The sequence below is a fragment of the Alteromonas sp. AO-Serp genome (genome assembly GCF_017849675.1).
GTDB classification, from domain to species: Bacteria; Pseudomonadota; Gammaproteobacteria; order Enterobacterales; family Alteromonadaceae; genus Alteromonas; species Alteromonas macleodii.
The window spans coordinates 1-23,586 of sequence record NZ_JAFLMX010000224.1 but is presented as its reverse complement, the minus strand read 5'-3'; the positions used below and the strand labels follow the sequence as shown (position 1 = coordinate 23,586).

Genomic DNA, 23,586 nt, shown 5'->3' with positions numbered 1-23,586 from the left:
ACTTAACCCTCTTTCTCTATCGTGGTCAAACAGTCGCGTAAGATAGGAGCGTAGTTGTATTTGCCAGGGCATACATAAGTACACAATGCCAAATCTTCTTCGTCCAACTCTAAGCAACCCAACGTCTGAGCACCGTCAGTATCACCAGAAATCAGGTCCCTAAGCAGAAGCGTAGGAATGATATCTAGGGGCATAACGCGTTCGTAATTACCAATTGGAACCATAGAACGTTCAGAACCATTGGTAGTTGTTGTCATATCAAATTTCTTGCCGCCACTTAGGTGACCTAAGTAAGCACGAGTCACTGAGTGTTGGTTTGAACCAGGTAGGATCCAACCGAACAATTTCTTCTCGCGACCTTCTTTTAGTAGTGAAACTTGGGTGTGGAAACGACCAAGGAAGCCGTGAACGCCCATCGCTGTCGTACCGCTAAGTACAGAACCAGAGATAACACGTACTTCACCGTCTACTTGCTCGCTAGCAGTAAGCTCGGTCAAGTCTGCGCCCATTACGGTGCGCACTAGGCGTGGGTTAGTTGCTGCAGGACCTGCAAGTGAAATAACACGACGGTTATCTAGCTCGCCAGAGGTCAGCAATGCACCAATTGCCATAACGTCTTGGTAGTTGATGTGCCAAACCGTTTTGTTCATGCCAGCAGAATCAAGGAAGTGGATGTGAGTACCCGGTAGGCCCGCAGGGTGAGGACCGCCAAATTCTTCAACATCAACTGCCGCATCGCCAGTAGCAACAGATGCACCTGCCGCTTTACAAACGTAAGTCTTGCCACCGCTCAATTGCGTTAATGCTTTAAGACCATTTACGAAATCGTCTTGGCGCTCAGCAATAATCACAGCAGGATCTGCTGCTAGTGGATTGGTATCCATTGCTGTAACAAAAATTGAACTTGGAACAGAGTCTAGCTTAGGAGATTTGCTAAATGGACGTGTACGGAACGCTGTCCACATGCCTGACTCTACAAGGATTGACTGAAGTTGCTCGCGTGTTGCGCTCGCGATCTGGTCAGCTGCAATTTTATCAAATGTCACAGCATCGCTGCCGTTCGTTTTGATAACTACAGACTGAAGAACACGTTTTGCACCACGGTTAACCTCTACCACTTCACCCGCTGCTGGGGCAGTGAATTTAACGCCAGGGTTCTTTTTGTCTTCAAAAAGCACCTGACCTTTCTTCACTACATCGCCAACTTGGACGTGCATGGTAGGGCGCATACCCACATATTCTTCTCCCAGAATGGCAACGCGCGTTGCAGCAGATGCATCAGCAATCTCCTGCTTTGGCGCTCCCTCAATTGGGAGGTCGAGACCTTTCTTGATTTTTATCATATGTAATCGCACTACTCTAATAGAAATACCCTTTTGCATGACCGCAGAAAACCTGCCTGTCAGCATGCAAAAGCGCACTATTAACAGGTGTAGAACACCTTTTCGTTGTTGATTGATGGAACTTGCTGCAATTGCTACGGTCAGCCTGTTATGAAGCCGTAACGCATAATTCCTTTTGCGGACGCTTAATTCGCCCTTTCTTTATAGACCACCAGCAGAAATTTACGCTTATTATTGTTTTTGTGTAGCTGCAATCGCTACTGCTGTTTCGGTAGAGGCAGAAAAGACCCCTACTTAATTTCGGGATTTTAGCATTAACCTATACGTTTGTGCCACGCTATTTCTAGATAAAGGCAAATTTTTCTACAATTTAATGTAAACCTTTGGTCTTATTCATTTACATTTTGCAAATCCATATGCCGTATCAACTTGTAATCAGGTACAAAAAAGCCGTCAAATCAGACGGCTTTTGCGCATATAAGCATTAGGTTAATTAATGGTAAGTTTAGGTTTTACCAATTAACCATTGGGTCAACTTCACTGTCGTAATCAACACTTGAAATGTCAAAACCGAACAGTTTTAAGAACTCATGGTTGTAACCTTTGTAGTCACTTAAGTCATGAAAGTTCTCTTGTGTCACTTGATCCCATAGCGCCTTAATTTTTGCCTGTGTTGCGTCGTTAGTTTCTTTGCCATCCATGCGATAGCGATTTGCTTCATCTAACGTTGGTGTATTGCCGTATAGGCACTGTGTAAACAAGCCATAAATCTGTTCAATACACCCTTCATGCGTCCCTTCCTCTTTCATCACTTTGTAAATAAGTGAAATATACAGAGGCATTACAGGAATAGCCGAGCTTGCTTGCGTTACCAGTGCTTTCAACGAGCTCACATTGGCTTGCACAAGCAAATCACTGTTTTTACCAATAATGGCTGCGGCAGCGCGATCCAGGTCTTCCTTCGCTTTACCAATCGTCGCTTGACCATAAATAGGCCATGTTAGTTCTTTACCGATATAGGTATATGCGGTGGTTTTACAGCCTTCAGCAAGCACATCGGCTTCACGTAAAAAGTCCATCCAACGTTCCCAATCTTCACCGCCCATCACTTTGATGGTGTTAAGGATTTCTTCGTCGTTGGCTGGCTCTAGCGATACTTCATGCACTTTGTCTTTATCAGTATCGTAGGTTTTCGTAGTGTACGCCTGCCCTACAGGCTTAAGCGTAGATTTATACGTTACGCCTGTTTCTGGGTCGGTTCTACGCGGGGATGCAAGGCTATAAATGACCAAATCAACCTTGCCCATTTCAGCTTTGATTTTTTCGATGGTTTCATTTTTGATTTCATCGGAAAACGCATCGCCATTAATAGTTTCTGCATACAAGCCTTTTGCTTTGGCTTTTTCGTGGAATGCAGCGGTGTTGTACCAACCGGCAGTACCCGTTTTACGTTCCGTTGGTGCTTTTTCAAAACACACACCCAGCGTTTTAGCGCCATAGCCGAACGCAGAAGTAATGCGTGATGCTAGGCCGTATCCCGTAGAGCTACCAATAACCAATACATTTTTAGGGCCTTCGCCTAAGTCGCCTTTTGCTTCTACATAAGCAATTTGTTCGTCAACCGCCGTTGCACAGCCAACAGGGTGCGCGTTTGTACAAATGAAGCCTCTCACTTTAGGCTTTATAACCATAATAATTTTCCTTATTTGAGCGTGGGGCTATTGTAATGCCGAAGCCACTGATAACAACTCGGAGCAGATGAAACCTAGCATATCGCAAACGCAAGGCGACACCAATGAAACAACGTGCCAAATTTAGCTTTGCTTTGTATTTACGAGAAAAGACAGAGAAGAAAAGAGATAGGAAAAAGAAACATTAGGCCATATCGCTAAATTCAACGAAGTGCGGGCTAGTTTTTAAAACGTTATGAACTATGAATAAGAAAAAATGGAACACAGGTGTACAGAACTGCACACCTGTGAACAACACATTAACCTAGAACGTCTAGAAGCTCTACGTCAAAGATAAGCGTGCTGTATGGTGCAATAGCTGCACCCGCACCTTGCTCACCGTAAGCAAGATCATGTGGCACGTATAAACGGTACTTAGCACCTACTTTCATAAGTTGAAGTGCTTCAGTCCAACCTTTAATAACGCCGCCTACTGGGAATTCAGCTGGCTGGCCGCGCTCGTAAGAGCTGTCAAAAGTGGTACCGTTAATAAGTGTACCGTGGTAGTGAACACGTACAGTGCTAGCCGCAACTGGTGTTTCACCGTCACCTTCAGCAATAACTTCATACTGAAGACCAGATTCAGTAACGGTTACTTCGTCACGCTTCGCATTTTCTTCAAGGTACTTTGTGCCTTCTTCAATAACCGCTTTGCTAGCTTCTTCTTTAGCCGCTTGCATACGCTTGTGAATTTCGCCGAACGCATCACGTAGTGTGTCGTTATCAACCTGAGGCGCTTGACCTGCGAAGGCGTCTTTTAGGCCAGCTACAACAGCGTCAATCGCTAGTCCGTCAAACGGATTTGATTGTAATTGTTGACCCATTTGAAAACCAATGCCGTAACTTGCTTGGGTTTCTACTGTATTGAATGTATCAGTCACAAGAACTCCTGAAATTAAATTACAAATGCAGTACAAATTTCAAACAAAACGCATAACGCGAGAATGTTTCTGCATTTTCCGGTGCAAGAGTGTATCACACCACAAAATATCTTGCTTTGAGCAATGTTAACTAGGGTGCAAAAGTATCAAAATGTTGTAAATTATAACCGAAAGTGGTTAGACAAGTCGCAAAGGACACAGTATGGTTAAGGCCATATATTTAGGAGGATAGCATGCAAACACACTACGATGCTGAACTGAAAGATACCGTTCGATACCTAGGTAAAACCTTAGGTGAAACAATCAAAAATCAATTGGGTCAAGAGTGGCTAGACCGTATTGAAAAGATTCGTAAAGGCGGCCGAGCTTCTTATCAGGGAGACGCTACATGTAGCGAAGAACTGAAAGAAACTTTCAAAACAATGTCTGACAGCGATTTGCTTACTGTTGGCCGTGCATTCGCACAATTCTTGAATTTGGGCAACATTGCTGAGCAAGAATACAATGCGGCAATGAATGTTGATGCGTCTATTGATGCACTATTTAAACACCTAGATAAAGCTGAATTAACAGCTGAAAAAGTGCAGGATGCGGTTGCAAAACTGAACATCGATCTTGTACTGACCGCGCACCCAACTGAGGTTACGCGCCGTACACTTATTCACAAACATAAAGAATTGGCGAACTGCCTTCAGGCTATTCACCAAGAGTCGCTTAATGATGTTGAGCGTAAGAAAATTGAAACCCGTATTGCTGACCTTATTGCACAGGCTTGGCACACTGAAGAAATTCGTTCAGTACGTCCAACACCGGTTGATGAGGCACGCTGGGGCTTCTCTGTTATTGAAAACTCATTATGGGAAGCAGTGCCAGACTTTATGCGCGAGCTTGATGGTCGCCTAAACGAAGATTATGAAGTATCACTGCCACTAGATGCGTCTCCCGTTCAGTTTAGCTCTTGGATGGGCGGCGACAGAGACGGCAACCCATTTGTAACGTCAAAAGTGACTGAGCAAGTATTATTACTTGCTAGAAAACGTGCGGCCAAGCTTTTCGCGATTGATCTTGATCGCTTGCAAGTTGAGCTTTCAATGTACGACTGCAACGACGCGTTACGCGAAAAAGTCGGCGACGCCAACGAGCCATACCGCGCCCTTCTTCGTCCACTTGTGGACAAGTTCATCGCAACCCGCGATGGCATTAGCGACTACTTAGCAGGTAAAAACCCAGATACTTCAAACTGGGTTGAAAGTGATGATGAGCTAATTGAACCACTGATGCTTTGCTACCAGTCACTGTTAGACTGCGGAATGCAAGTTGTAGCAAACGGTCTGCTGCTAGACACTATTCGTCGTGCTCGTGTATTTGGCATTCACCTTCTGCGCCTTGACGTGCGTCAGGACTCTGAACGTCATGCAGACGTTTTCAGCGAACTAACACGCTACCTAGGTCTTGGTGATTATGCTCAGTGGAGCGAAGCCGACAAGCAAGCGTTCTTATTGCGCGAGCTTGGCTCAAAACGCCCGCTATTCCCTGCTCAATGGGATGCGTCTGATGACGTGAAAGAAGTGCTTGATACCTGTAAGGTAATTGCGAAGCACAGCAAACACGGTTTTGGTATCTATATTATCTCTATGGCCAGTGAGCCATCGGACGTTATGGCCGTTCAGCTGCTACTTCAAGAAAGTGGTGTAGATTGGCCAATGCCAGTGGCGCCATTGTTCGAGACGCTAGACGATTTGAACAACTCGCCTGACGTAATGCGCAAACTTCTGTCTATCGACTGGTATCGCGGTTACGTTAAAGGTCGTCAATTCGTTATGATTGGTTATTCAGATTCAGCCAAAGACGCAGGTGCACTTGCTGCGGGCTGGGCTCAATACCAATCACAAGAAGCCTTGGTTGCGATTGCTGATGAGTTTGACGTAAGCCTGACGCTATTCCACGGCCGTGGCGGTACAATTGGTCGTGGTGGCTTGCCAGCACATGCTGCCATTTACTCTCAGCCTCCTGGCTCGCTAGACGGCGGCTTCCGTGTAACTGAGCAAGGCGAAACTATTCGCTATAAATTCGGTATGCCTAAGCTGGCTAAACGCAGCCTAGGTATTTACGCCAGCGCCATAATTGAAGCCATGTTATTCCCGCCTCCGGCACCAAAAGAAGAATGGCGAGAGCTTATAACTGCAATGGCAGCCCAAGGTCGCGATAACTACCGTGCAACCGTGCGTCACGATAAAGAGTTCGTACCTTACTTCCGTGTTGCAACGCCAGAGCAAGAGTTAGGCAAACTCCCACTAGGTAGTCGTCCAGCGAAGCGTAAGCCACAAGGTGGTATTGAGAGCCTACGTGCGATTCCATGGATATTTGCCTGGGCACAAACCCGTTTGGTACTGCCAAGCTGGTTAGGCGTTATGCGCGCTATCGATAGCGTGAAGACACCGGAAAATGAAAAAGTGGTTAACGAGATGTTCAGCGAATGGCCGTTCTATCGTTCACGTCTTTCAATGCTGGACATGGTGTTCCATAAAGCCGATCCGCGAATCAGCGAAGCTTATGATGAGCGCTTGGTACCCAAAGAGCTTAAACACTTTGGAGAAGCATTGCGTAGCGAGCTTAAAGAAAGCATCTCGTCGCTGTTGGCTATAACCGGTGACGGCGACATCATGAAGAACGACCCGCAGGGTAAAGAGTCTATGGAGATCCGTGCAGGATATCTTCAGCCCCTTCACTACCTGCAAATTGAGCTTCTGGATCGTATTCGTAAAGCCGGTGACGATGCACAAAACACTAGCCTAGAGCGTGCCATGATGGTTACCATCGCGGGTATTGCAATTGGTATGCGTAATACAGGCTAGAGCCTAAGTGAACGCGTAACGTTATAATGAAAAGCCTGCTCATTGAGCAGGCTTTTTTTGTAATGTCTTAAATGCAAAAAAGGCTGGGTACGTAAGAACGTATCCAGCCTTTTCTAGCAGATGCTAGTACATCCGCTTCAGGCGTTACTAGCCGTTTACGAAGTCTACGCCTAGCTTGATGTCGCCACGTAGGCCTTCAAGCATGTCGTTTTTCGCTTTTTCTTCAAATGCGCTTAGCTCGCCGTATGGCAAGATTTCTTCAACACCGTTTGCGCCTAGGCGAACTGGATGTGCAAAGAATGCTGCGTCGTCGCTGTCGTCAGTTTGTACATAAGTGTACTCAACAACGTTCTCACCTTGCATTGCTGCAACTAGAGATAGACAGAAGCGTGCCGCTGCTTGACCCATTGATAGGGTTGCAGAACCGCCGCCCGCTTTAGCTTCAACAACTTCAGTACCCGCGTTTTGGATACGAGTAGTTAGGCTAGCAACTTCTTCGTCTGTGAACTCTACGCCTTCAACTTGTGAAAGTAGAGGAAGGATAGTTGTACCAGAGTGACCACCGATTACCGGTACGTGCACAGAAGATACGTCTACACCTTTAAGTTCAGCAACAAACGTTTCAGCACGGATAACGTCTAGTGTCGTTACACCGAAAAGCTTATTCTTGTCGTAAACGCCTTTTGCTTTAAGCGTTTCAGCTGCAATAGCAACAGTAGTGTTAACTGGGTTAGTGATGATACCAACACACGCGTTCGGGCAGTTATCAGCTACACCTTCGATTAGGTTTTTAACAATGCCGGCGTTGATGTTGAATAGATCAGAGCGATCCATACCTGGCTTACGAGGCATACCCGCTGGAATTAGAACAACGTCTGCTCCAGTTAGTGCATCAGCTAGGTCATCTTTACCGTGACCGGTTACTTTTACCGCAGTGGGGATGTGGCTCAAATCAACGGCAACACCAGGAACAACTGGCGCTACGTCGTAAAGCGCTAAATCTGAACCTGCTGGCAATTGTGTTTTCAACAACAAAGACAGCGCCTGACCAATACCACCGGCAGCACCTAACACGGCTACTTTCATACCATTTCTCCTATGGGATTACTTCACGTATTTAAACGGAACGTCACACTAATGCAACGCGGGGGAAAACTCAATCACCGGATCGTCTTATTAACGTTATTTATGGCGATTTTATCTCGATATTCATTATCATGAATGATTATGCAAAGAAATTGCGCAAAGTCTACCTGTACGGCACAATATACGCATACTAAATATAATTCCTAACGATAACCCTCAAAAAAGAAAAGAGCGCTAATGGCAAACGCAAAACAAGAGCTACTCATCAAAGCTTTTAAAGAAATTCTTAAAGCAGAAAGTTACGGTTCACAGGGTGAAATTGTTGATGCATTAAAAGCACAAGGCTTCGACAATATCAGCCAGTCTAAAATCTCTAGAATGCTAAGCAAATTCGGCGCGGTACGCACGCGAAATGCCCGAGGTGACATGGTGTATTGCTTGCCTCCAGAGCTAGGTATGCCTACGGCTAAAAGCCCTCTTAAACAGCTAGTACTGGATATCGTTCACAACAACGTAATGGTAATCATTAGAACCAGCCCTGGTGCTGCACAGCTTATTGCTCGTCTACTTGATTCATTGAGTAAAAAAGATGGCGTATTAGGGACGATTGCGGGTGATGACACGATTTTTATTGCCCCTGCTGACGTGACAAGAATTGAAGAATTAAGACAACGCGTTGAAGATTTATTTGAAAACGTTTAGCCATGGCTCCAAAAGCTGACAATCAAAAAATAAGAAACCGCATACAAGATGCGGTTTCTGACTCGGTAATTAACTGAAGCTTTCCTAAGATAAAAGCTTAATTAGCGCATCTGCTGCGGGGCGTGACGATGGTGGATTCTGTCCCGTTACCAACAAGCCATCAGTACACACTTTTACGGCGAAATCGTCGGCACTTTCATATTTTCCACCCTTTTTGACTAGCTCATCTTCAACTAAGTAAGGCACTACGTCAGTGAGTTCCATTGCCGCTTCTTCGCTGTTTGAAAATCCAGTTACCTGTTTACCATCAACTAAGTACTTGCCATCTGGAGTTTTAACGTCCTTAAGCACGATTGGAGCGTGGCACACTGCACCAACAGGCTTATTCGCTGCAATTGTGTCTTCGATTAACTTAATCGAGTGCGCGTTGTCAGAAAGGTCCCACAAAGGGCCGTGACCGCCCGGGTAAAATACGGCGTCAAATTCTTCAGCACGCACATCTTCAAGCGGTATGGTCGACGCCATTGCACTTCGCGCCAGTTCATCTTTTGTATATCTTATTGCGTCGTCTGTCATCGCATCATCTGCAAGGCTATTTGGGTCGATAGGTACTTGGCCTCCCATTGGCGACGCAAGGGTAATCGTATAGTCTTGATCTTTAAATGCGTAATATGGCGCTGCGAACTCTTCTAACCACATGCCTGTTTTCTTACCCGTATCACCCATTATTTCATGAGACGTCATTACCATTAGCATACGTTTTGTCATAAGCCCTCCTTGCGAGCATTTAAAAAATTTTCTCGTCAGTTAATTCGTGTAGTGGAGGGACTTAGATCATAAGCAAAGGCTATGCGCGGTAAGTAACAGGTGTGTGAGATAAATCGCAGACATAAAAAAGTGCCACTTCCTGTTAAGGAGAGTGGCACCTAACACTACAACTTTTTTAAACTAAGTAATTAGAAGTCGTATTTAATACCGAACTGAACTTGCCATACTGATTGGTCAAGCACTTCTAGGTTTTTAATACGTGAATCACTGTTCAAGTCAAAATATTCATATTGACCATCTACGATATTTGCAGAAACTACAGCACGCTCATATTCATAGCGAGTACGCTCGATGCGGCCCCAATCGTCATTCAGTAGGTTACCGAAGTTTTCTATATCAAAGAAAACCGTCAACTTATGCTCAGGGTAAAGCGCTGGTAGTTCTTGTTGAATACGCACATCAATGATTGTTGACCAGCGAGAGTTGTCGCCATTACGTTCAGCAATTCCACCCTTGTACTGAGCTAGCTCTGAACTATTAATATAGTCGATGAACTCTTGCTGAGCTGCTAGGTCACCACCAAATGAAGTTGCTGCAAACAATGGATCATTGATGCCATCTGGAACGTAAAGCAGGTGTCCTGCATCATCGTTACGGCTTTCACGCGCACAACGACCACCACCAACATCTAGCACACATGCGTTGTTTTCATCGAATGTGTAGCTATAAGGCTGGCCAGAGCGACGCTCGGCAAAGATTGAAACAGTCGTTTCATAGCCGTCAATTAACTCTTTCTTCCAATTGAAGCGCATTTTCCAAAGGTGCTCGGTCTGGAAGTTAGACGTGCCAGCTTGTGGTTGTTGACGATCATAAGCAGCAAAGTCGGAGTAGTTAGATGTCGCAGTTGAAGATGTACCATAGCCGATATCTTCTACGTCAGCATAAGTATAACTTGTAAAGAAGTCGAATGAGCCATAAGAGGTATCCCAAGCTTTTGAAGCAGACAAGGCGTATAATATTGAATCACCTTCATCAATTGAGCTTGTTACGATAGCTTCTGGACCTTCGCTACAGTCATAAACACCACGACCATCAGGCGCTGTACTAACTGGGTTTTCGCAGCGTTGATCATACCAGTAAGTAGCATTTTCAAGCTTGTTGTAAAGCACATCAGCAGAGAACAACCAACCTTCTAGTTCTTCCATCTCTGGCTCGTGCGCAACACCTAAGCTTACTTTCCAAGTTGTAGGTATATCAAAGTCATCTGCCAGCGCGTTCACATCGCCATCTGGGTCAATGTTAGCAAGCTGGTCAAGAATGTTCTGTGGAATGTACTGGCCTGTAGCAGCATCTGGTGTAGTAGGAACTTGGTATGTCTGACCAGAACCAAAGTCTTGATAATTGTCAGAAATTACGCCGTCATTTGAGTAGCTGTTTGATACCCAAACGCTTGGCGCCCCACCAGAGAAGCGACCAATACCACCACGTACAGTTGTATAATCAGACGCATACCACTGGAATGACACACGAGGAAGAATTACATCCAGCCCATCAACATCATTGGTGTTTGAATAGCCGTAGCGGTCTACAAAGTTTTGGTTCTCGCGGATAGAGCCTTCAGCTTCATACCAGTCATAACGGATACCAGCGTCAATAGTTAACTCAGCTGTCGCTTCCCAAGAATCTTGGAAGTAAAGTGAGTTGTAGTTGTAACCCCAGATCGCACGAAGGTCGTTCTCATCGTTTGTAATAGCATTATTGTAAAGCAGCGCAGAAGCTTCAGCATTTGCAAGGTCTTCTAGGCTGTTAAATAGGTATGAACCTTCAGAGTTTTGTGCAAATAGGTTATTTACGTCAACTTCTTCACGCTCATAACCAAACTTCATGATGTGGTCGCCAGTTGTGTAAATACCAACTAGTTTAACTTGGAAGAAGTCCTGATCAAGAGAGTTACCGTGACGGAAGCGGTCTGGACCAATCGTCAAGTAATTTTCATCGCCATCGACTTCACGTAGGAAAACGGCAAAGTTAGGGAACTCAGAACCATTTAGCGACTCTTGGCCTGTAGCTTGCGTTGTTTTTGCTACTTTGAACTGTGTAGAGAAGTCTGAAGTCCAGTCAGAGAAGACGTGTGCAATGAAACTTTCAACCTTTTCTGAGCGGTCATACCACGCAGAAGATGCGCCAAGTACTTCGTCTTGCGCTAGGAAGTTGTTACCATTTTGCTCATTGATTGAGTTACCGTCGGTAAGCATATAAGTAAACTTAGCGCGGTGATCATCGTTGATATTCCAATCGATATTTGCAAGAACTTTCTCGTCTTGTACATCGTCTTTCTGGAAGTTGCCTATGTCAAAGCCCCAAACGTCAGAAACGATTTGAGAAACTTGGGCAACATCATCTAGCGTGATATTTGGAACTTCATTAACGGCGCCTGACCCAGCAGGCCCACGATTAAGCGGTGCTACAGATTCAAATTTATCGTAAGCTACAAAGAAAAAGAGCTTATCTTTTATTAACGGACCACCTAAAGTGGCAACAAACGTTTCTTCTTCGAAATCAAGATTGAATTCTTCATCACCATTGTTATCGCCAGCGAATGAATCGTCAGTGTAATAGTAACCAACTGAGCCGTGGAATTCGTTCGTGCCTGATTTGGTTACAGCGTTGATTGTACCACCGGTAAACCCGTTATACTCAACGTCAAACGGCGCGGTCTGGATTGACAAAGATTCAATTGCATCATAAGAAATTGGAGAGCGCTGAGTAGGGTAACCGTTAGCGTTAAGGCCGAAACGGTCGTTTAATGCTACACCATCCACTGTCAAAGAATTGAACTTATTATTCGCACCCGCAATGCTAAGCTCTTTTGAACCACCGCTTTGAACGTTTACTGATGCAAAAGGGTCAAGTTGAGCCGCATCTGTAATATCACGGTCAATCGATACTACTTGCTGAAGCGCTTGAAGACCTAGACTTGTGCTAAGAGCTTCATTAGTATACCCAGTGCCTGCAGTACTACCAGTTACAGTAATAACTTCAGTGCTACGAGACGACTCAAGTTGAATTGGAAGATCCAACGCTTGGTCTAGAGAAAGATAAACGTTTTCTACTTTCGCAGGAACGAAACCATCACCTGAAATAGTGATAGTATAAGGGCCACCCACGCGAAGACCGCGCGAAGAAAAAGTGCCGTTTTCATTTGTGGTCGCGACCGAGGAAGTACCTGTAGGTTCGTGTTTAATTGTGACTGTCGCGCCAGAAAGGTCTGAGCCAGCTTCAGTGACAACATTGCCTCGAATAGACGACGTTGTTGTCTGTGCCGTGGCTGTACCAGCCAAACCTGCAGCAACAGCAACAGCGATCGCTACGCGACTTAGCTTTGCTTTGAAGTTCATGTGTGTGTTTCCCTTTTGTTTAAAATTCTTTTTTACTCGGCCTAGTGTAGTGCAAAAAGTACTACATAAAACCTATGACTTTCACTGAACCCGACAAATTGTCGTAAAGGTTCGTGTCAAATTTATTACAATTTTATATTTTTATTTAACAGCAATCGCCCGAGGCTATTGAGTTTGCAAAATAATACTTGACCATATGGTCAGGTTAATTTACTTGTTATTATTATTGTCAATCTGCGACGAATAGCTGATTCTATTCTTGGCAGATATGCTACTAATAAACAGCGTTTAATAAAAATCAGGTTTACTCATAAAAATACATAACTTTTCAATGAGTTAACACAATAAAATAAATTTACCTATTGCAATAAATAACCTTAACTGATGAAATCACTATATAAATCGTTAATTCATTTGGTCGTTTTTTTGACGAATTTCAGAATTGTTGCTACCGGAAAGTGGATAATTTTTATCTTAGCTGCACTTGTGTGCGGTTCGATAAACTATTTTCAAAATTCCGATGAGTATAGTGACATCGCCCCACAAACCGGTCAATATTTGACCTGCAAAACTGATTTACAGGGCAATAGCGACGTCTTTTCTGTGTATGTTACTGACGGTAGAATTGCTGAAATGGCAAGCGAGCGCCTATGCAATGATAAAACGATTAAGCGCCAATACGGTGAAGTTAAAGTTACAATAGGCCAAAGTGATTACGATACCTTTCGATACATTAATCATGGCGTTGTTGATTTAGCGCTGGTGAAAAGTAATGTCGTAGATGCGTTCGGGGCTGACCAAATTTATGGATTAACCAAAGTAGCATCGCATCCTGACTACTCAGCTTTTTTTATCGCGCTAAGAGAACGACCTCTACTATCTAAAGAGTACTTGCTAGGTAAAAAGATAGGATTGCTCGATTATCCGAGCAGCCGTTCTGGTCATATTGTTCCCAAAACTGTTTTGCAGAACCTCGGACTCAGTGACTCCAATTTAGATATTGTTTACTTCAGTTCTCACCAAGAACTGCGACGAGCTTTGCTCGCGGGTGATATTGATATTATCTCCTCATATTGGGCAGAAGAAGACAAAGACAACTTCTCAAGAAACTATGCAACGCCGCTGCAGGAAAGTGTAAGTGGAATGCAATGGTATTTGAAAATGCAGACGCAAAACACAGACTTATTTTGCGCTATACAGTCGGTAATTCATGAAGTTGCAATGTCTCATCCTAGACCTTATTACAAAACTATTACATTAGAGGAAGGGTGTAACTAATGGGTAGTAAGAGAATATATTTTAAGCCCAAAGCCTTTATCATCTTTAATGGTCTTGTCTTGTTAGCATGTTTCCAATGCATCGCTTTGACTGCACAATACTTTTCACACCATACTTCTCTTCACCGTGCACTTGATAAGGTAGAGCGAAGGGTAAGCCTAGACAGCGCGTTTTTAGACGTTGGAAACAACACCCTTAACACGCCTGTAAATCAGTTCGCCATTTACCGTTATCTTGGAAAACTAAACGGCACGCTTAAGGACGAAAACTACCCCGTTCTAGTCAGAGGAATCCAAGATATTGTGACGAGCAATGAAGACTTTACGGGTTACCCTTTGTCTTTTACGGCAAATTTCGTCAACGCTGAACAAGTCATTAAGGTAGAGATGCGAAGTAAAGCCGTCACCAGTACTTTTGCTTTTAGTTGGACTGCGCTTATCGCATCATTACTCGTTACACCATTTTTTGCTGTTTCGAGTAAAACCAAAAGGAAACGCGCAACCTTAGAAGAAGTTATCCCTCCTTCCCCAAAACTCGTAATCAACTTAAAAGATAAAACGATTTCTAACGGAATCGATGACAAAGCCATCACGTTGCAGAATAAACCACTGTGCTTTTACACGGCTCTAGTAAAATATTGTATAGAGCACCCCGATCAGCCTCTACAGCCACATAAAGACGTTCCGACTGAACTACTGGCTCTGGCCAACAAGAGTTTTGGTCGATTAATCGAATTGGGCCATACCAAGCGAAAACGCCCAGATTTCAATGCAAATTTAGATAAAACCCTCAGCGAAATACGCGCAGCACTTGACGATGTATTTTCTGGTTATGTTGATGAAAAAGAGACCTACTACCCACCCAGAGCGCAAGGTGAGGGCTCTCGCTCAAAGCAGCATTCGTATGCATTACCGAGTATTAAGGACGACGATATAGAGATAATTGGTAACTAGCGATATTTTGACTTGTTCAGTTAAAAACTGACCACTTGGAGAACTTTTTGGTATTTTTTGCATGCTGACTAAACACCCTGCAATACCTTGAAAATACGATAAAGTTCTAGCAAAGACCGATCCAAAAACCGAGAACTTGTGAATATAACATTGATTCGCGAGGCCTAAACGCGTATCTTTGCACCAACAAAATCAGCTTTATAGTACTATGCAATCGCCACTTATTATTGCCATTTCTGGAGCTTCTGGCTCTGGGAAGTCTCTTTTTACAAAAAATTTGTTTAACGGCTTCAGTGCTCAAGGCCGCCCTGTTCAAGTGCTGCGCGAAGATCACTACTACCGTGCGCAAGATCATCTTCCCATGGAGCAACGTGAGAAGAACAACTATGATCACCCGAATGCCTTTGAACATGAGCTTTTGAAAGCACACTTGCAAGCATTGCGCGATGGTCAGCCTATTGACTATCCACATTACTGCTATAAAACGCATACGCGTTTGCCTGAAACTGAGCGTCTAAATCCTGCGCCAGTCATTATTCTTGAAGGTATCATGCTACTTGCTCGTACTGATCTACTTCCTTTGTACGACGTGAAGATCTTCATTGATACTCCTCTTGATATTTGTTTGATGCGCAGAATGATGCGCGACCTAAAAGAACGCGGTCGTAGTATTGAATCTGTGGCAAAACAGTACGAAGAAACTGTTAAGCCTATGTATCATCAATTTATCGAACCTAGCCGCTTCACTGCCGACGTAGTAGTGACGCAAGGTGGCAAAAACCAAATTGCATTAGATGTGATCAAATCACACATTCAGCAAGCGCTTCTTTAAGGGAACATTACTATGGTGAGTTTACTGGGCATTGCAGTCCTTCTGGGTATTGCCTTCGCGTTATCATCGGCGAAACGCAATATAAATTGGCGCACCGTTGGTGGCGCATTTGCTATTCAAGCATCCGTTGGCGCGTTTGTCCTGTATTCTGAACCTGGTAAAGAAGTATTGTTGAGCGCAACGCGTTTTGTCGCCAACATCATTGCTTATAGCCAAGAAGGCATTAATTTCTTGTTCGGTCCTATTGGTGACAAGTCGATCGCGTTTATTTTTGCCTTTAACGTGCTTCCAGTTATCGTGTTTTTCTCGGCGCTTATTGCCGTTCTTTATCACCTCAAAGTAATGGGTTTGATCATCAAGGTTATCGGTGGCTTTTTACAGAAAGCGCTGGGAACTAGCCGACCTGAATCCATGTCTTCTGCTGCCAACATTTTTGTGGGCCAAACAGAAGCGCCTCTTGTGGTTCGCCCTTTTATTCCACACATGACGAGCTCTGAGCTATTTGCCATTATGGTGGGTGGTTTGGCGTCAATTGCTGGTTCAGTAATGGCGGGCTACGCTGGCATGGGGGTAGATCTTAAGTATTTGCTAGCAGCTAGCTTTATGGCTGCGCCAGGTGGCTTACTTATGGCAAAAATCATGTTGCCAGAAACCAGTAAGCCAAATGAAGATTTACATGACGTAGATGCGGAAGATACCGGCTACGCCAATGTATTTGATGCAGCCGCCAGTGGCGCTGCATCAGGCATGCAACTTGCGTTAAACGTAGGTGCAATGCTACTCGCTTTCATAGCACTTATTGCCATGTTTAACGGCCTTATTGGCTGGACAGCAGGATTATTTGGCTATGAAAACGTGACGTTTGAAGGGATCCTGGGTTATGTGCTTCAACCTCTTGCATGGGCAATCGGCGTACCATGGGAGGAAGCGCAACTTGCAGGCAGCTTTATTGGTCAGAAAATGGTAGTTAACGAATTTGTTGCCTACCTAAACTTCCTAGAGAACCAATCACAGCTATCTGAAGCATCTCAGGCCATTATCACCTTTGCACTTTGTGGTTTTGCAAACTTCTCTTCTATCGCTATTTTGATGGGTGGAATTGGTGCCATGGCACCAACACGCAGAAAAGAAATTGCGAGACTGGGGTTAAAAGCTGTTATTGCTGCAACGTTATCTAACTTAATGAGTGCCGCGCTAGCGGGCTTTTACCTCTCTCTTGGTTAAATTTCATTAATTTGGACCAGTTGGTCAAGATTTTACTAGACTAACTGGTCAGGTTTCTGTAAATTACGCGCAAATTCCTCGCGGGGTTGATTTATGTCAATTTCTGCGACTTTTTTCTGTAGCCCGTCTACCTTTATAATGCCGCAGTCAAAATATACGGGATAAAGTTATGCAATTAGTTGCTGTTGATTACCAAGCGGAAAACGCACAAGAAGAATTCGTGAAGTCACTTCGCGAGACAGGGTTCGGTGTTTTAAAAAATCACCCTATCCAACAGTCATTAGTTCAAGGTATTTACGACAATTGGCAGGGCTTCTTCGACAGTGAAGAGAAGAACGATTACCTGTACAACAAGGGTAAACAAGACGGATTTTTCCCTCAGAGCGTATCTGAGGTAGCCAAAGGCTTTACGAAAAAAGACATTAAAGAGTATTACCACTTCTATCCGTGGGGTCAGTGTCCAGAAGCGCTACACCCGCAGATTTCCCAGTACTATGGGGAAGCAAACACACTAGCGAAAGAGCTATTGGGTTGGATAGAAAAACATTCTCCTTCAGAGGTGAGCGATAAGTACAGTCAACCGCTGGGTGACATGATCAAAGATTCTGATCAAACCTTGCTACGTATACTGCACTACCCACCACTAAAAGGTGATGAAGAAGTAGACGCAATTCGCGCAGCTGCTCACGAAGATATTAATTTGATTACTATCTTGCCTGCAGCCAACGAGCCTGGATTGCAAGTACAAGCTAAAGACGGTAGTTGGATTGAAGTTCCGTGTGATTTCGGGAACTTGATTGTGAATATTGGCGATATGCTTCAAGAAGCATCTGGCGGATACTTCCCATCAACTACGCATAGGGTTGTAAACCCAGATGGTGCTGACATGACGAAATCTCGTATTTCATTGCCACTGTTCTTACACCCCAGACCAGATGTTGTTCTTTCAGAACGTCATACCGCAGGGTCATACCTGCAAGAGCGCCTTCGTGAGCTGGGCGTTATATAAATTAAGTTCCTTTTGTAGTGTTATTCTTTTGCCGCAGCTAGTCTGCGGCTTTTTTTTGCCTGAATTATACCGCCTACCTTCTCAACACCCACTTCATTGATTATTCGCTAAAGCTGATAATTTGGACTGATAACGAGACTTGTCTTGCCTGTTGTTTGCATGCTTGATAGCGCGAGACAAGTATTGCTCAGCGTTGGTTATGTCTCCACTTTCAAAATACGTTTTCGCTAATCCAAACAGAATTTCATGACGGGTATTATCAAGTTTTAGTCCCTTTAGATAATATGATATCGCTGCCTCGTACTCTTCATTATCGAAAGCTTGTTCACCCAATATATAGTGGTAAAAGGGATTGCTTTGGCGTTTAGTATCCACCATTTGGTTGATTGTTTTCGCCTCTTCAAACCTATCTTGATAACGGTAAAGTATCGATAAATTTTCCCATGCTGTGAGGTTTTCACTATTCAAAGATAAAGCATGCTTGTAGGCCGCCTCTGCTTGTTCGTACGCATCGGCCATTCGATAGAGTACTCCAAGATTGACCCAACTTTGGGCCAGTTCCGGTGCGATGGTAGCAGCAGCCCTAAAATAGCTATAGGCCTTGGTATAACTGTTGGCAACAAGCGCATCAGCTCCCTTATTGTTGTAGAACATCGCTATAACTTTTTCCTCTGACACAGCGATTCTAGGAAAGTAACTTCTGAGGGTTTGGGGGTCGAAATCCACGTCCGCAAAACTTCCTCCAATCGAGACGACATTGGGATCTTCTGGAAGTTGAACTCGTAAGTTAATATGACCATTTAGTAAACTGTACCCTTCTCGACGCGTCCAGTATTCAGGAATTTCTACTTCGTAGAACGTGGCTTGTAGCCCTACATGTTTAGCCAAAGCATACGTCATAATGGAAAGAGACAAGCAATTCGCGGCTCTATTATTGAACGTAGTATTTGCTGTGGTGTTAGCACCGTTTCTGTAAAGCATTCCCTGATCAGAATGGTCAAATATGGCCTTCACTAACCCTTTTACATTCTTTTGCAGCGCGCTTTTTTCATAGACCGCTTGCTCAGCAAAAAACTGTGCGTCTTCGTCTAAGTAAAAAATTTCATCTGAAGACTCTACGGGAAATAATGTATAGGAAGGAAAGAGACTGTCATTTAACAAAGTGGGCGCAGCTTTTACATGCTGATTATCAGTAGATTGGCAAGCGGCAAGCACCATGCATAACAACAAAGGAACAGCGAGTCGAGCATTCATAATAGGCACCTTTCTTATTTACTCGATAGATTAAGTATAGCAGCGCGCCATGAATTTACATTTTATTTACAACTCAGTTTAAAGCTCGTTCAATGCATAATTTTACTCGCTTCATTAGGTGCTCATACATTGCGACTTGGCATTACACAAAGTTAATCATCAAATTTCCCTGAAGTGCCGTAACAATTCTCAATTCAGTAGCTTTCAGTGGCGTAGGTCAGTAGTTGGCGAAACGAAGGATGTTGAATTTCACTTAACGTAATGTAATAGGAAAAAGGAAAGAGTATGAAAAAGTTAATTAGTGCGTTCTTCTTAGTTGTATTGAGTGCCTCAGCGCTTGCTGGCCATCATGCAAAGGATGGACATAAAGATATTGTCGACACCGCAGCAAGCAACGACATGTTCTCAACACTTGTCACCGCAGTTAAGTCTGCAGACTTGGTCACTACACTAAAGGGAGATGGGCCATTCACTGTATTCGCTCCCACCGATGAAGCCTTTGCTGCACTGCCGGCAGGCACCATTGAAATGCTATTGAAACCTGAGAATAAACAAACCCTTGTTAAAATTCTCACTTATCACGTAGTAACGGGTAAAGTCACAGCAAAAGATGTAGCTGGGCTATCTGATGCCACTACCGTTGAAGGAAGCAAGGTAATGGTCTCAACTGATATGAATAAGGTTATGATAAACGACGCAAATGTGATTAAAGCCGACATCATGACGAGTAACGGTGTTATTCACGTGATCGATACTGTGTTGCTTCCAAACGATGTTAAAGCGGCGCTGTAATCCCTCTTGCAAAGAAAAGCGCTGAAAACGAAAGCACTAAAAATTAGTGCTTTCGTTCATCGATTTATGCATGTGCTTCGATCTCTTCAACAAGTCTCGGCGTAGAAACGTTAAACGGTTAGTTGGTCACGGGCATGTTTAACATACGCATATTTAAACAGGCCTTCGTTGTCATCCAACTAGTCGTCTGAATCCATTCAAGGAATAAAGAAAGGAGTTCACGTGTTCACAGTCTACACATATAGTATTGCGGGCCTTTTGCTTATAAGCTTTACCGTTTTCGTGCAAAACATCGTTGCCGCTATCGCTCACAGAAAACAGTCTCGCTATATTCCAGGGAAAGTCAGCGAGGAATTGAGTCATGATAGTTTCGTATTCAGAAGCCACAGAACATTTCACAATTCGCTCGAAAATATTCATCAGTTTACGCTCCCAGCTCTTCTTTGCATTTTTCTTGGCGCATCAACCAGCATACTTGCAGCACTTGTTTGGATTTACGCGCTAAGTCGCATCATTCATATGGGACTGTATTACGCAATCGCTACAGAAAAAAATCCAAGCCCAAGAAGCTATTTTTATATGATAGGCACGCTGTGTACCTTTGGCGTATTTGGTCTTGCAGTGTTTAATTTGTTTTCGTAGAAACGATATAAAGTAAGAAGATAAGAGTGAAATTGAACCAAATGGTTAAATATTAAACTTTTGGTTAATCCACATTTTCTAAAATTAGGCGTACTCTTGAACCTGAACACTCACCTTTGTGTTTAGGAGTACTTGTGTATAATGAACAAGTTGGCGACCGAACTTTAGCAGATTGCAAAGTACTGATTGTCGACGACCAAGCCAGCAGCAGACTTGTTCTGGAAACCTTACTTGAAGACACTGTAGCTTGTACTTCTGTCAGCTCGGGTAAAGAAGCTATTGAGTATTGCAAATATAATACCCCCGATTTGATCCTTATGGATGTGTCTATGCCTGAAATCGACGGGCATCAAACAACCGCATTATTAAGAAAAAAGCCGCTATGCGCTCATATTCCTATAATTTTCGTCACCTCTTCATCTAGTGACGAAGAAGAGTCTCGATGCTGGGAATCTGGATGCGTTGATTTTGTCGTAAAGCCTGTTAATGCTTGTACCCTACGCAATCGCGTCAAGTCGCACATTAATCATAAGCTTAGAAACGATTTACTCGAGAAGCTCATCTATGTGGATAAGCTTACGGGTGCCTATAACCGCCATTATTTAGATGACTACTTACCGCGATTAGTCAGAGATGGATTGCGCAATGTTGCGCCGCTTTCTTTAGTCATTTTTGATGTAGACCACTTCAAGTTATTCAACGATATGTATGGCCACTTAGACGGTGATAGCTGTTTATGGAAGGTGAGTAAAACGATTAACGATGCTCTTCTTCGACCTATGGACAAACTAGTAAGAATTGGTGGCGAAGAGTTTTTGGTGATTCTGCCGAACACTGATGCCGAAGGCGCAAAGTCTGTGACCGAGCGTTTGTTACGAACTGTTTATGATCTGAATATTCCTCACGCTGCCTCGGAGTATGAGCGTGTTACGTTAAGCGCAGGTCTAGCCGTGAAGAACGCCGATGACAATAAAACTATCGATTACGTCATGCTAGAGGCTGACAAAAACCTTTATGTTGCTAAAACCTCTGGCCGAAATCAGCTAGTTGCCCCTACTTCGAAAGCGGCTAGCAAAGTTGAAACCTTATCCCCTCCTATGAAGATGAAAGCCCAAGGCTAAAACGTCCCACGGCATTAGTATGAAATAAAGATTCGATAGAATCTTCCAGCGTAATTCCCAATTCGTTTAGCTGAGCGTAAAACAGTTGTAGCGTTGCTAACGCATCATCTAACGCATTGTGTTCAGGAAATGCAGGTAACCCCAGACGTTGTCTACAAACGGTAAGTGTCGCGCTATTGCTGGGTAATACCTGATGCTGTTTATTTAGCTGATAAAGTGCAAGCTGAAGGGTATCGATATAAACGACGTCGACTTGAGGTAATTCACAACGCTTGAAGGCACTATTGAGTGCCATCAAATCCAACCTCGCATTGTGAAAAACCAATACATGGCTTTCTAACAGAGGTATCAAGGACTTCAACGCTTCCTTAATACCTTCACCTTGCTGCAAAATATCCAGGGTCAACCCGTGGATCACAGGGCTTTGCCCCAAATCTGCCGAGGTATTTATAACGTGATAACCACTGGAAGAAAGCGCAATTTTTCCGGCAGAACCACTTACATATCCAATCGATGTGATTTGTGTTGTTAAGGGATCTAAAGAGGTTAGCTCTAGATCAACTGACGCTAAAGGCGTGCTACACAGCTTTTTGTCACGCAAGGATTTCCTAAATTTGCTTTTGCCGAATAACGCCGATGAACAAGTTTCAATTAGTCGCTTTATCATAAGGTTAACTTACACCGCCAGAGAACTTCATTACCATCGCCTGATTAGTTCTCTCAATAGCTTTGAAAGCAGCCTTTAGCTGGTGTTTTTCTATCGATGATAGACTGGATATAGATACTCGGTTGTCTGTGACTTTGTTTTCCAATTGATGTCGCCAACGTAAGCGGTTTAGGAAAAGCCAGATATCTCGTAGGTTAGTCGCATCCCTTTTGGAAAGCTGTGAATTAGATGACAGGGCCTCTAATCGGGCTAATGTATTGGGCAATGTCACCCCATCAGCTAACGCGTAAATACGCGCTATATTATTAATTAACGCAACGGCTCTTGTTTTTAAATCGATTACGTCTTTTTCCTTACGTCCCTTTTCATAAATAAACTTTTGGAACATGGAGAGTGGAACTGATATTTCGTTACTGTTTCGTGTAAGCGCAGCTAGAAACATATTTTGCTGCATTAACGGTGCGCGTTTACGCTGTAGCTGTTTAAATAAGCTCACATCACCGGCTGCACAGCGAACATCCAGAAAAATGTTAAAGTGCATAATCGCATCTTTAGTTGGCGCCTTTACCCATCGTTTAGCTTCTTCAATGGCTTCGTCAAGCGAAAGCCTAAGGTCTGGGTTGCTAGCCATAATATTGCCGTCACACAGTTTAATACCGCATTTTGCCAATCCATTGCAGACGTACTCTGCCATTTTTGAGAAATATTCAGCTTGTGCTTTGTTAGGCCGCTGTGCAAGAAGAAGCCCGTTGTCTTGATCTGAGCCCATTGTCTGGTCTTCTCTAGCTTGAGAGCCATAGACAAGCCAAGCGAACATCATAGGCGCCTTTCCATTGGCCTGTTGGAAAAAGCCAATAAGCTTTCTTGTCATAATATCGGTAGCTTGCGATAAAATTTTTCCAGCAATGTCGTAGTCCCCTGCTTTTTTAGCGTGGGCTGAGAAATAATGCGGCAATTGCCAGGACAACCTAGTCAGTTCATACAGGTTTTCTGCTTTACTTAGTTCGCCAATAATAAAGAGTACATTTCCCCGCTGATGACGAATAATATC

The 23,586-nt window shown here is 43.8% G+C and carries 19 protein-coding genes; 10 read left to right on the top strand and 9 right to left on the bottom strand.

What is annotated here, in order from left to right:
* Window positions 1-2: 2 nt before the first annotated feature.
* The 3 genes from QVA83_RS15340 to bamJ all read right to left on the bottom strand — a co-directional run bounded on the left by QVA83_RS15340 (window position 3) and on the right by bamJ (window position 3,954).
* Window positions 3-1,343, bottom strand: a complete 1,341-nt coding sequence (locus tag QVA83_RS15340; RefSeq protein ID WP_049586994.1) for a Na(+)-translocating NADH-quinone reductase subunit A — start codon at window positions 1,341-1,343, stop codon at window positions 3-5.
* 512 nt (window positions 1,344-1,855) lie between these two features.
* Window positions 1,856-3,034: an enoyl-ACP reductase FabV gene (gene fabV / locus QVA83_RS15335; protein ID WP_014977466.1), complete on the bottom strand. Its 1,179-nt coding sequence runs from the start codon at window positions 3,032-3,034 to the stop codon at window positions 1,856-1,858.
* Window positions 3,035-3,333: 299 nt separating this feature from the next.
* Window positions 3,334-3,954: a BamJ family beta-barrel-assembly machinery protein gene (gene bamJ, locus QVA83_RS15330; RefSeq protein ID WP_014950800.1), complete on the bottom strand. Its 621-nt coding sequence runs from the start codon at window positions 3,952-3,954 to the stop codon at window positions 3,334-3,336.
* 233 nt (window positions 3,955-4,187) lie between these two features.
* Between bamJ and ppc the strand changes: the two genes are divergently transcribed.
* Window positions 4,188-6,809, top strand: coding sequence for a phosphoenolpyruvate carboxylase (gene ppc, locus QVA83_RS15325; RefSeq protein ID WP_014977467.1), 2,622 nt, complete (start codon window positions 4,188-4,190; stop codon window positions 6,807-6,809).
* Between the two features lie 147 nt (window positions 6,810-6,956).
* Here the strand turns inward: ppc and mdh are convergent, their stop codons facing one another.
* Window positions 6,957-7,895, bottom strand: coding sequence for a malate dehydrogenase (mdh, locus tag QVA83_RS15320; RefSeq protein ID WP_014950802.1), 939 nt, complete (start codon window positions 7,893-7,895; stop codon window positions 6,957-6,959).
* 237 nt (window positions 7,896-8,132) lie between these two features.
* Between mdh and argR the strand changes: the two genes are divergently transcribed.
* Window positions 8,133-8,597, top strand: a complete 465-nt coding sequence (gene argR / locus QVA83_RS15315; protein ID WP_014977468.1) for a transcriptional regulator ArgR — start codon at window positions 8,133-8,135, stop codon at window positions 8,595-8,597.
* Between the two features lie 84 nt (window positions 8,598-8,681).
* Here the strand turns inward: argR and QVA83_RS15310 are convergent, their stop codons facing one another.
* Both QVA83_RS15310 and QVA83_RS15305 read right to left on the bottom strand, forming a co-directional pair.
* Window positions 8,682-9,365: a type 1 glutamine amidotransferase domain-containing protein gene (locus QVA83_RS15310; RefSeq protein WP_014977469.1), complete on the bottom strand. Its 684-nt coding sequence runs from the start codon at window positions 9,363-9,365 to the stop codon at window positions 8,682-8,684.
* A gap of 188 nt (window positions 9,366-9,553) precedes the next feature.
* Window positions 9,554-12,763 carry a TonB-dependent receptor gene (locus QVA83_RS15305; RefSeq protein ID WP_014977470.1) on the bottom strand — a complete coding sequence of 1,070 codons (3,210 nt, stop codon included), beginning with the start codon at window positions 12,761-12,763 and terminating at the stop codon, window positions 9,554-9,556.
* A gap of 384 nt (window positions 12,764-13,147) precedes the next feature.
* On the opposite strand from QVA83_RS15305, the gene QVA83_RS15300 reads away from it, so the two are divergent.
* From QVA83_RS15300 to QVA83_RS15280, 5 genes are all read left to right on the top strand, one after another.
* Window positions 13,148-14,041, top strand: coding sequence for a PhnD/SsuA/transferrin family substrate-binding protein (locus tag QVA83_RS15300; RefSeq protein WP_014977471.1), 894 nt, complete (start codon window positions 13,148-13,150; stop codon window positions 14,039-14,041).
* On the top strand, window positions 14,041-14,994 hold the full coding sequence (locus QVA83_RS15295; protein WP_014977472.1) for a hypothetical protein: 954 nt from the start codon (window positions 14,041-14,043) through the stop codon (window positions 14,992-14,994). Before QVA83_RS15300 ends, QVA83_RS15295 begins: the two co-directional genes overlap by 1 nt.
* A 208-nt stretch (window positions 14,995-15,202) precedes the next feature.
* Window positions 15,203-15,826 carry a uridine kinase gene (gene udk / locus QVA83_RS15290; protein ID WP_014950808.1) on the top strand — a complete coding sequence of 208 codons (624 nt, stop codon included), beginning with the start codon at window positions 15,203-15,205 and terminating at the stop codon, window positions 15,824-15,826.
* Between the two features lie 12 nt (window positions 15,827-15,838).
* Complete coding sequence (locus tag QVA83_RS15285; protein WP_014950809.1) at window positions 15,839-17,050, top strand: NupC/NupG family nucleoside CNT transporter; 1,212 nt, start codon at window positions 15,839-15,841, stop codon at window positions 17,048-17,050.
* Window positions 17,051-17,219: 169 nt separating this feature from the next.
* A complete protein-coding gene (locus QVA83_RS15280; RefSeq protein WP_014950810.1) occupies window positions 17,220-18,059 on the top strand; it encodes an isopenicillin N synthase family dioxygenase in 840 nt (279 codons plus the stop codon).
* 93 nt (window positions 18,060-18,152) lie between these two features.
* On the opposite strand, the gene QVA83_RS15275 is transcribed toward QVA83_RS15280, so the two are convergent.
* Complete coding sequence (locus QVA83_RS15275) at window positions 18,153-19,313, bottom strand: tetratricopeptide repeat protein (RefSeq protein WP_156078863.1); 1,161 nt, start codon at window positions 19,311-19,313, stop codon at window positions 18,153-18,155.
* 285 nt (window positions 19,314-19,598) lie between these two features.
* On the opposite strand from QVA83_RS15275, the gene QVA83_RS15270 reads away from it, so the two are divergent.
* The 3 genes from QVA83_RS15270 (at window position 19,599) to QVA83_RS15260 (ending at window position 21,868) form a co-directional block, all read left to right on the top strand.
* On the top strand, window positions 19,599-20,105 hold the full coding sequence (locus QVA83_RS15270) for a fasciclin domain-containing protein (RefSeq protein ID WP_014977475.1): 507 nt from the start codon (window positions 19,599-19,601) through the stop codon (window positions 20,103-20,105).
* A gap of 222 nt (window positions 20,106-20,327) precedes the next feature.
* The gene (locus tag QVA83_RS15265) at window positions 20,328-20,747 is read left to right on the top strand and encodes an MAPEG family protein (protein WP_014950813.1); all 420 of its coding nucleotides are present in this window, start codon (window positions 20,328-20,330) and stop codon (window positions 20,745-20,747) included.
* 134 nt (window positions 20,748-20,881) lie between these two features.
* Entirely contained in the window at window positions 20,882-21,868 is a 987-nt protein-coding gene (locus tag QVA83_RS15260; protein WP_287498647.1) for a GGDEF domain-containing response regulator, read from the top strand.
* On the opposite strand, the gene QVA83_RS15255 is transcribed toward QVA83_RS15260, so the two are convergent.
* Complete coding sequence (locus QVA83_RS15255) at window positions 21,843-22,535, bottom strand: 3'-5' exonuclease (protein ID WP_287498646.1); 693 nt, start codon at window positions 22,533-22,535, stop codon at window positions 21,843-21,845. The genes QVA83_RS15260 and QVA83_RS15255 overlap by 26 nt on opposite strands.
* 4 nt (window positions 22,536-22,539) lie before the next feature.
* On the bottom strand, window positions 22,540-23,586 hold a 1,047-nt coding region (locus tag QVA83_RS15250), incomplete at its 5' end, for a putative nucleotidyltransferase substrate binding domain-containing protein (RefSeq protein ID WP_287498645.1).

Coding starts and splice junctions, on each gene's coding strand:
- QVA83_RS15270 (WP_014977475.1), top strand. CDS start 19,599: ATGAAAAAGTTAATTAGTGCGTTCTTCTTAGTTGTATTGAGTGCCTCA.
- QVA83_RS15305 (WP_014977470.1), bottom strand. CDS start 12,763: ATGAACTTCAAAGCAAAGCTAAGTCGCGTAGCGATCGCTGTTGCTGTT.
- udk (WP_014950808.1), top strand. CDS start 15,203: ATGCAATCGCCACTTATTATTGCCATTTCTGGAGCTTCTGGCTCTGGG.
- QVA83_RS15275 (WP_156078863.1), bottom strand. CDS start 19,313: ATGAATGCTCGACTCGCTGTTCCTTTGTTGTTATGCATGGTGCTTGCC.
- ppc (WP_014977467.1), top strand. CDS start 4,188: ATGCAAACACACTACGATGCTGAACTGAAAGATACCGTTCGATACCTA.
- QVA83_RS15310 (WP_014977469.1), bottom strand. CDS start 9,365: ATGACAAAACGTATGCTAATGGTAATGACGTCTCATGAAATAATGGGT.
- QVA83_RS15280 (WP_014950810.1), top strand. CDS start 17,220: ATGCAATTAGTTGCTGTTGATTACCAAGCGGAAAACGCACAAGAAGAA.
- QVA83_RS15295 (WP_014977472.1), top strand. CDS start 14,041: ATGGGTAGTAAGAGAATATATTTTAAGCCCAAAGCCTTTATCATCTTT.
- argR (WP_014977468.1), top strand. CDS start 8,133: ATGGCAAACGCAAAACAAGAGCTACTCATCAAAGCTTTTAAAGAAATT.
- QVA83_RS15285 (WP_014950809.1), top strand. CDS start 15,839: ATGGTGAGTTTACTGGGCATTGCAGTCCTTCTGGGTATTGCCTTCGCG.
- QVA83_RS15340 (WP_049586994.1), bottom strand. CDS start 1,343: ATGATAAAAATCAAGAAAGGTCTCGACCTCCCAATTGAGGGAGCGCCA.
- mdh (WP_014950802.1), bottom strand. CDS start 7,895: ATGAAAGTAGCCGTGTTAGGTGCTGCCGGTGGTATTGGTCAGGCGCTG.
- QVA83_RS15255 (WP_287498646.1), bottom strand. CDS start 22,535: ATGATAAAGCGACTAATTGAAACTTGTTCATCGGCGTTATTCGGCAAA.
- fabV (WP_014977466.1), bottom strand. CDS start 3,034: ATGGTTATAAAGCCTAAAGTGAGAGGCTTCATTTGTACAAACGCGCAC.
- QVA83_RS15300 (WP_014977471.1), top strand. CDS start 13,148: ATGAAATCACTATATAAATCGTTAATTCATTTGGTCGTTTTTTTGACG.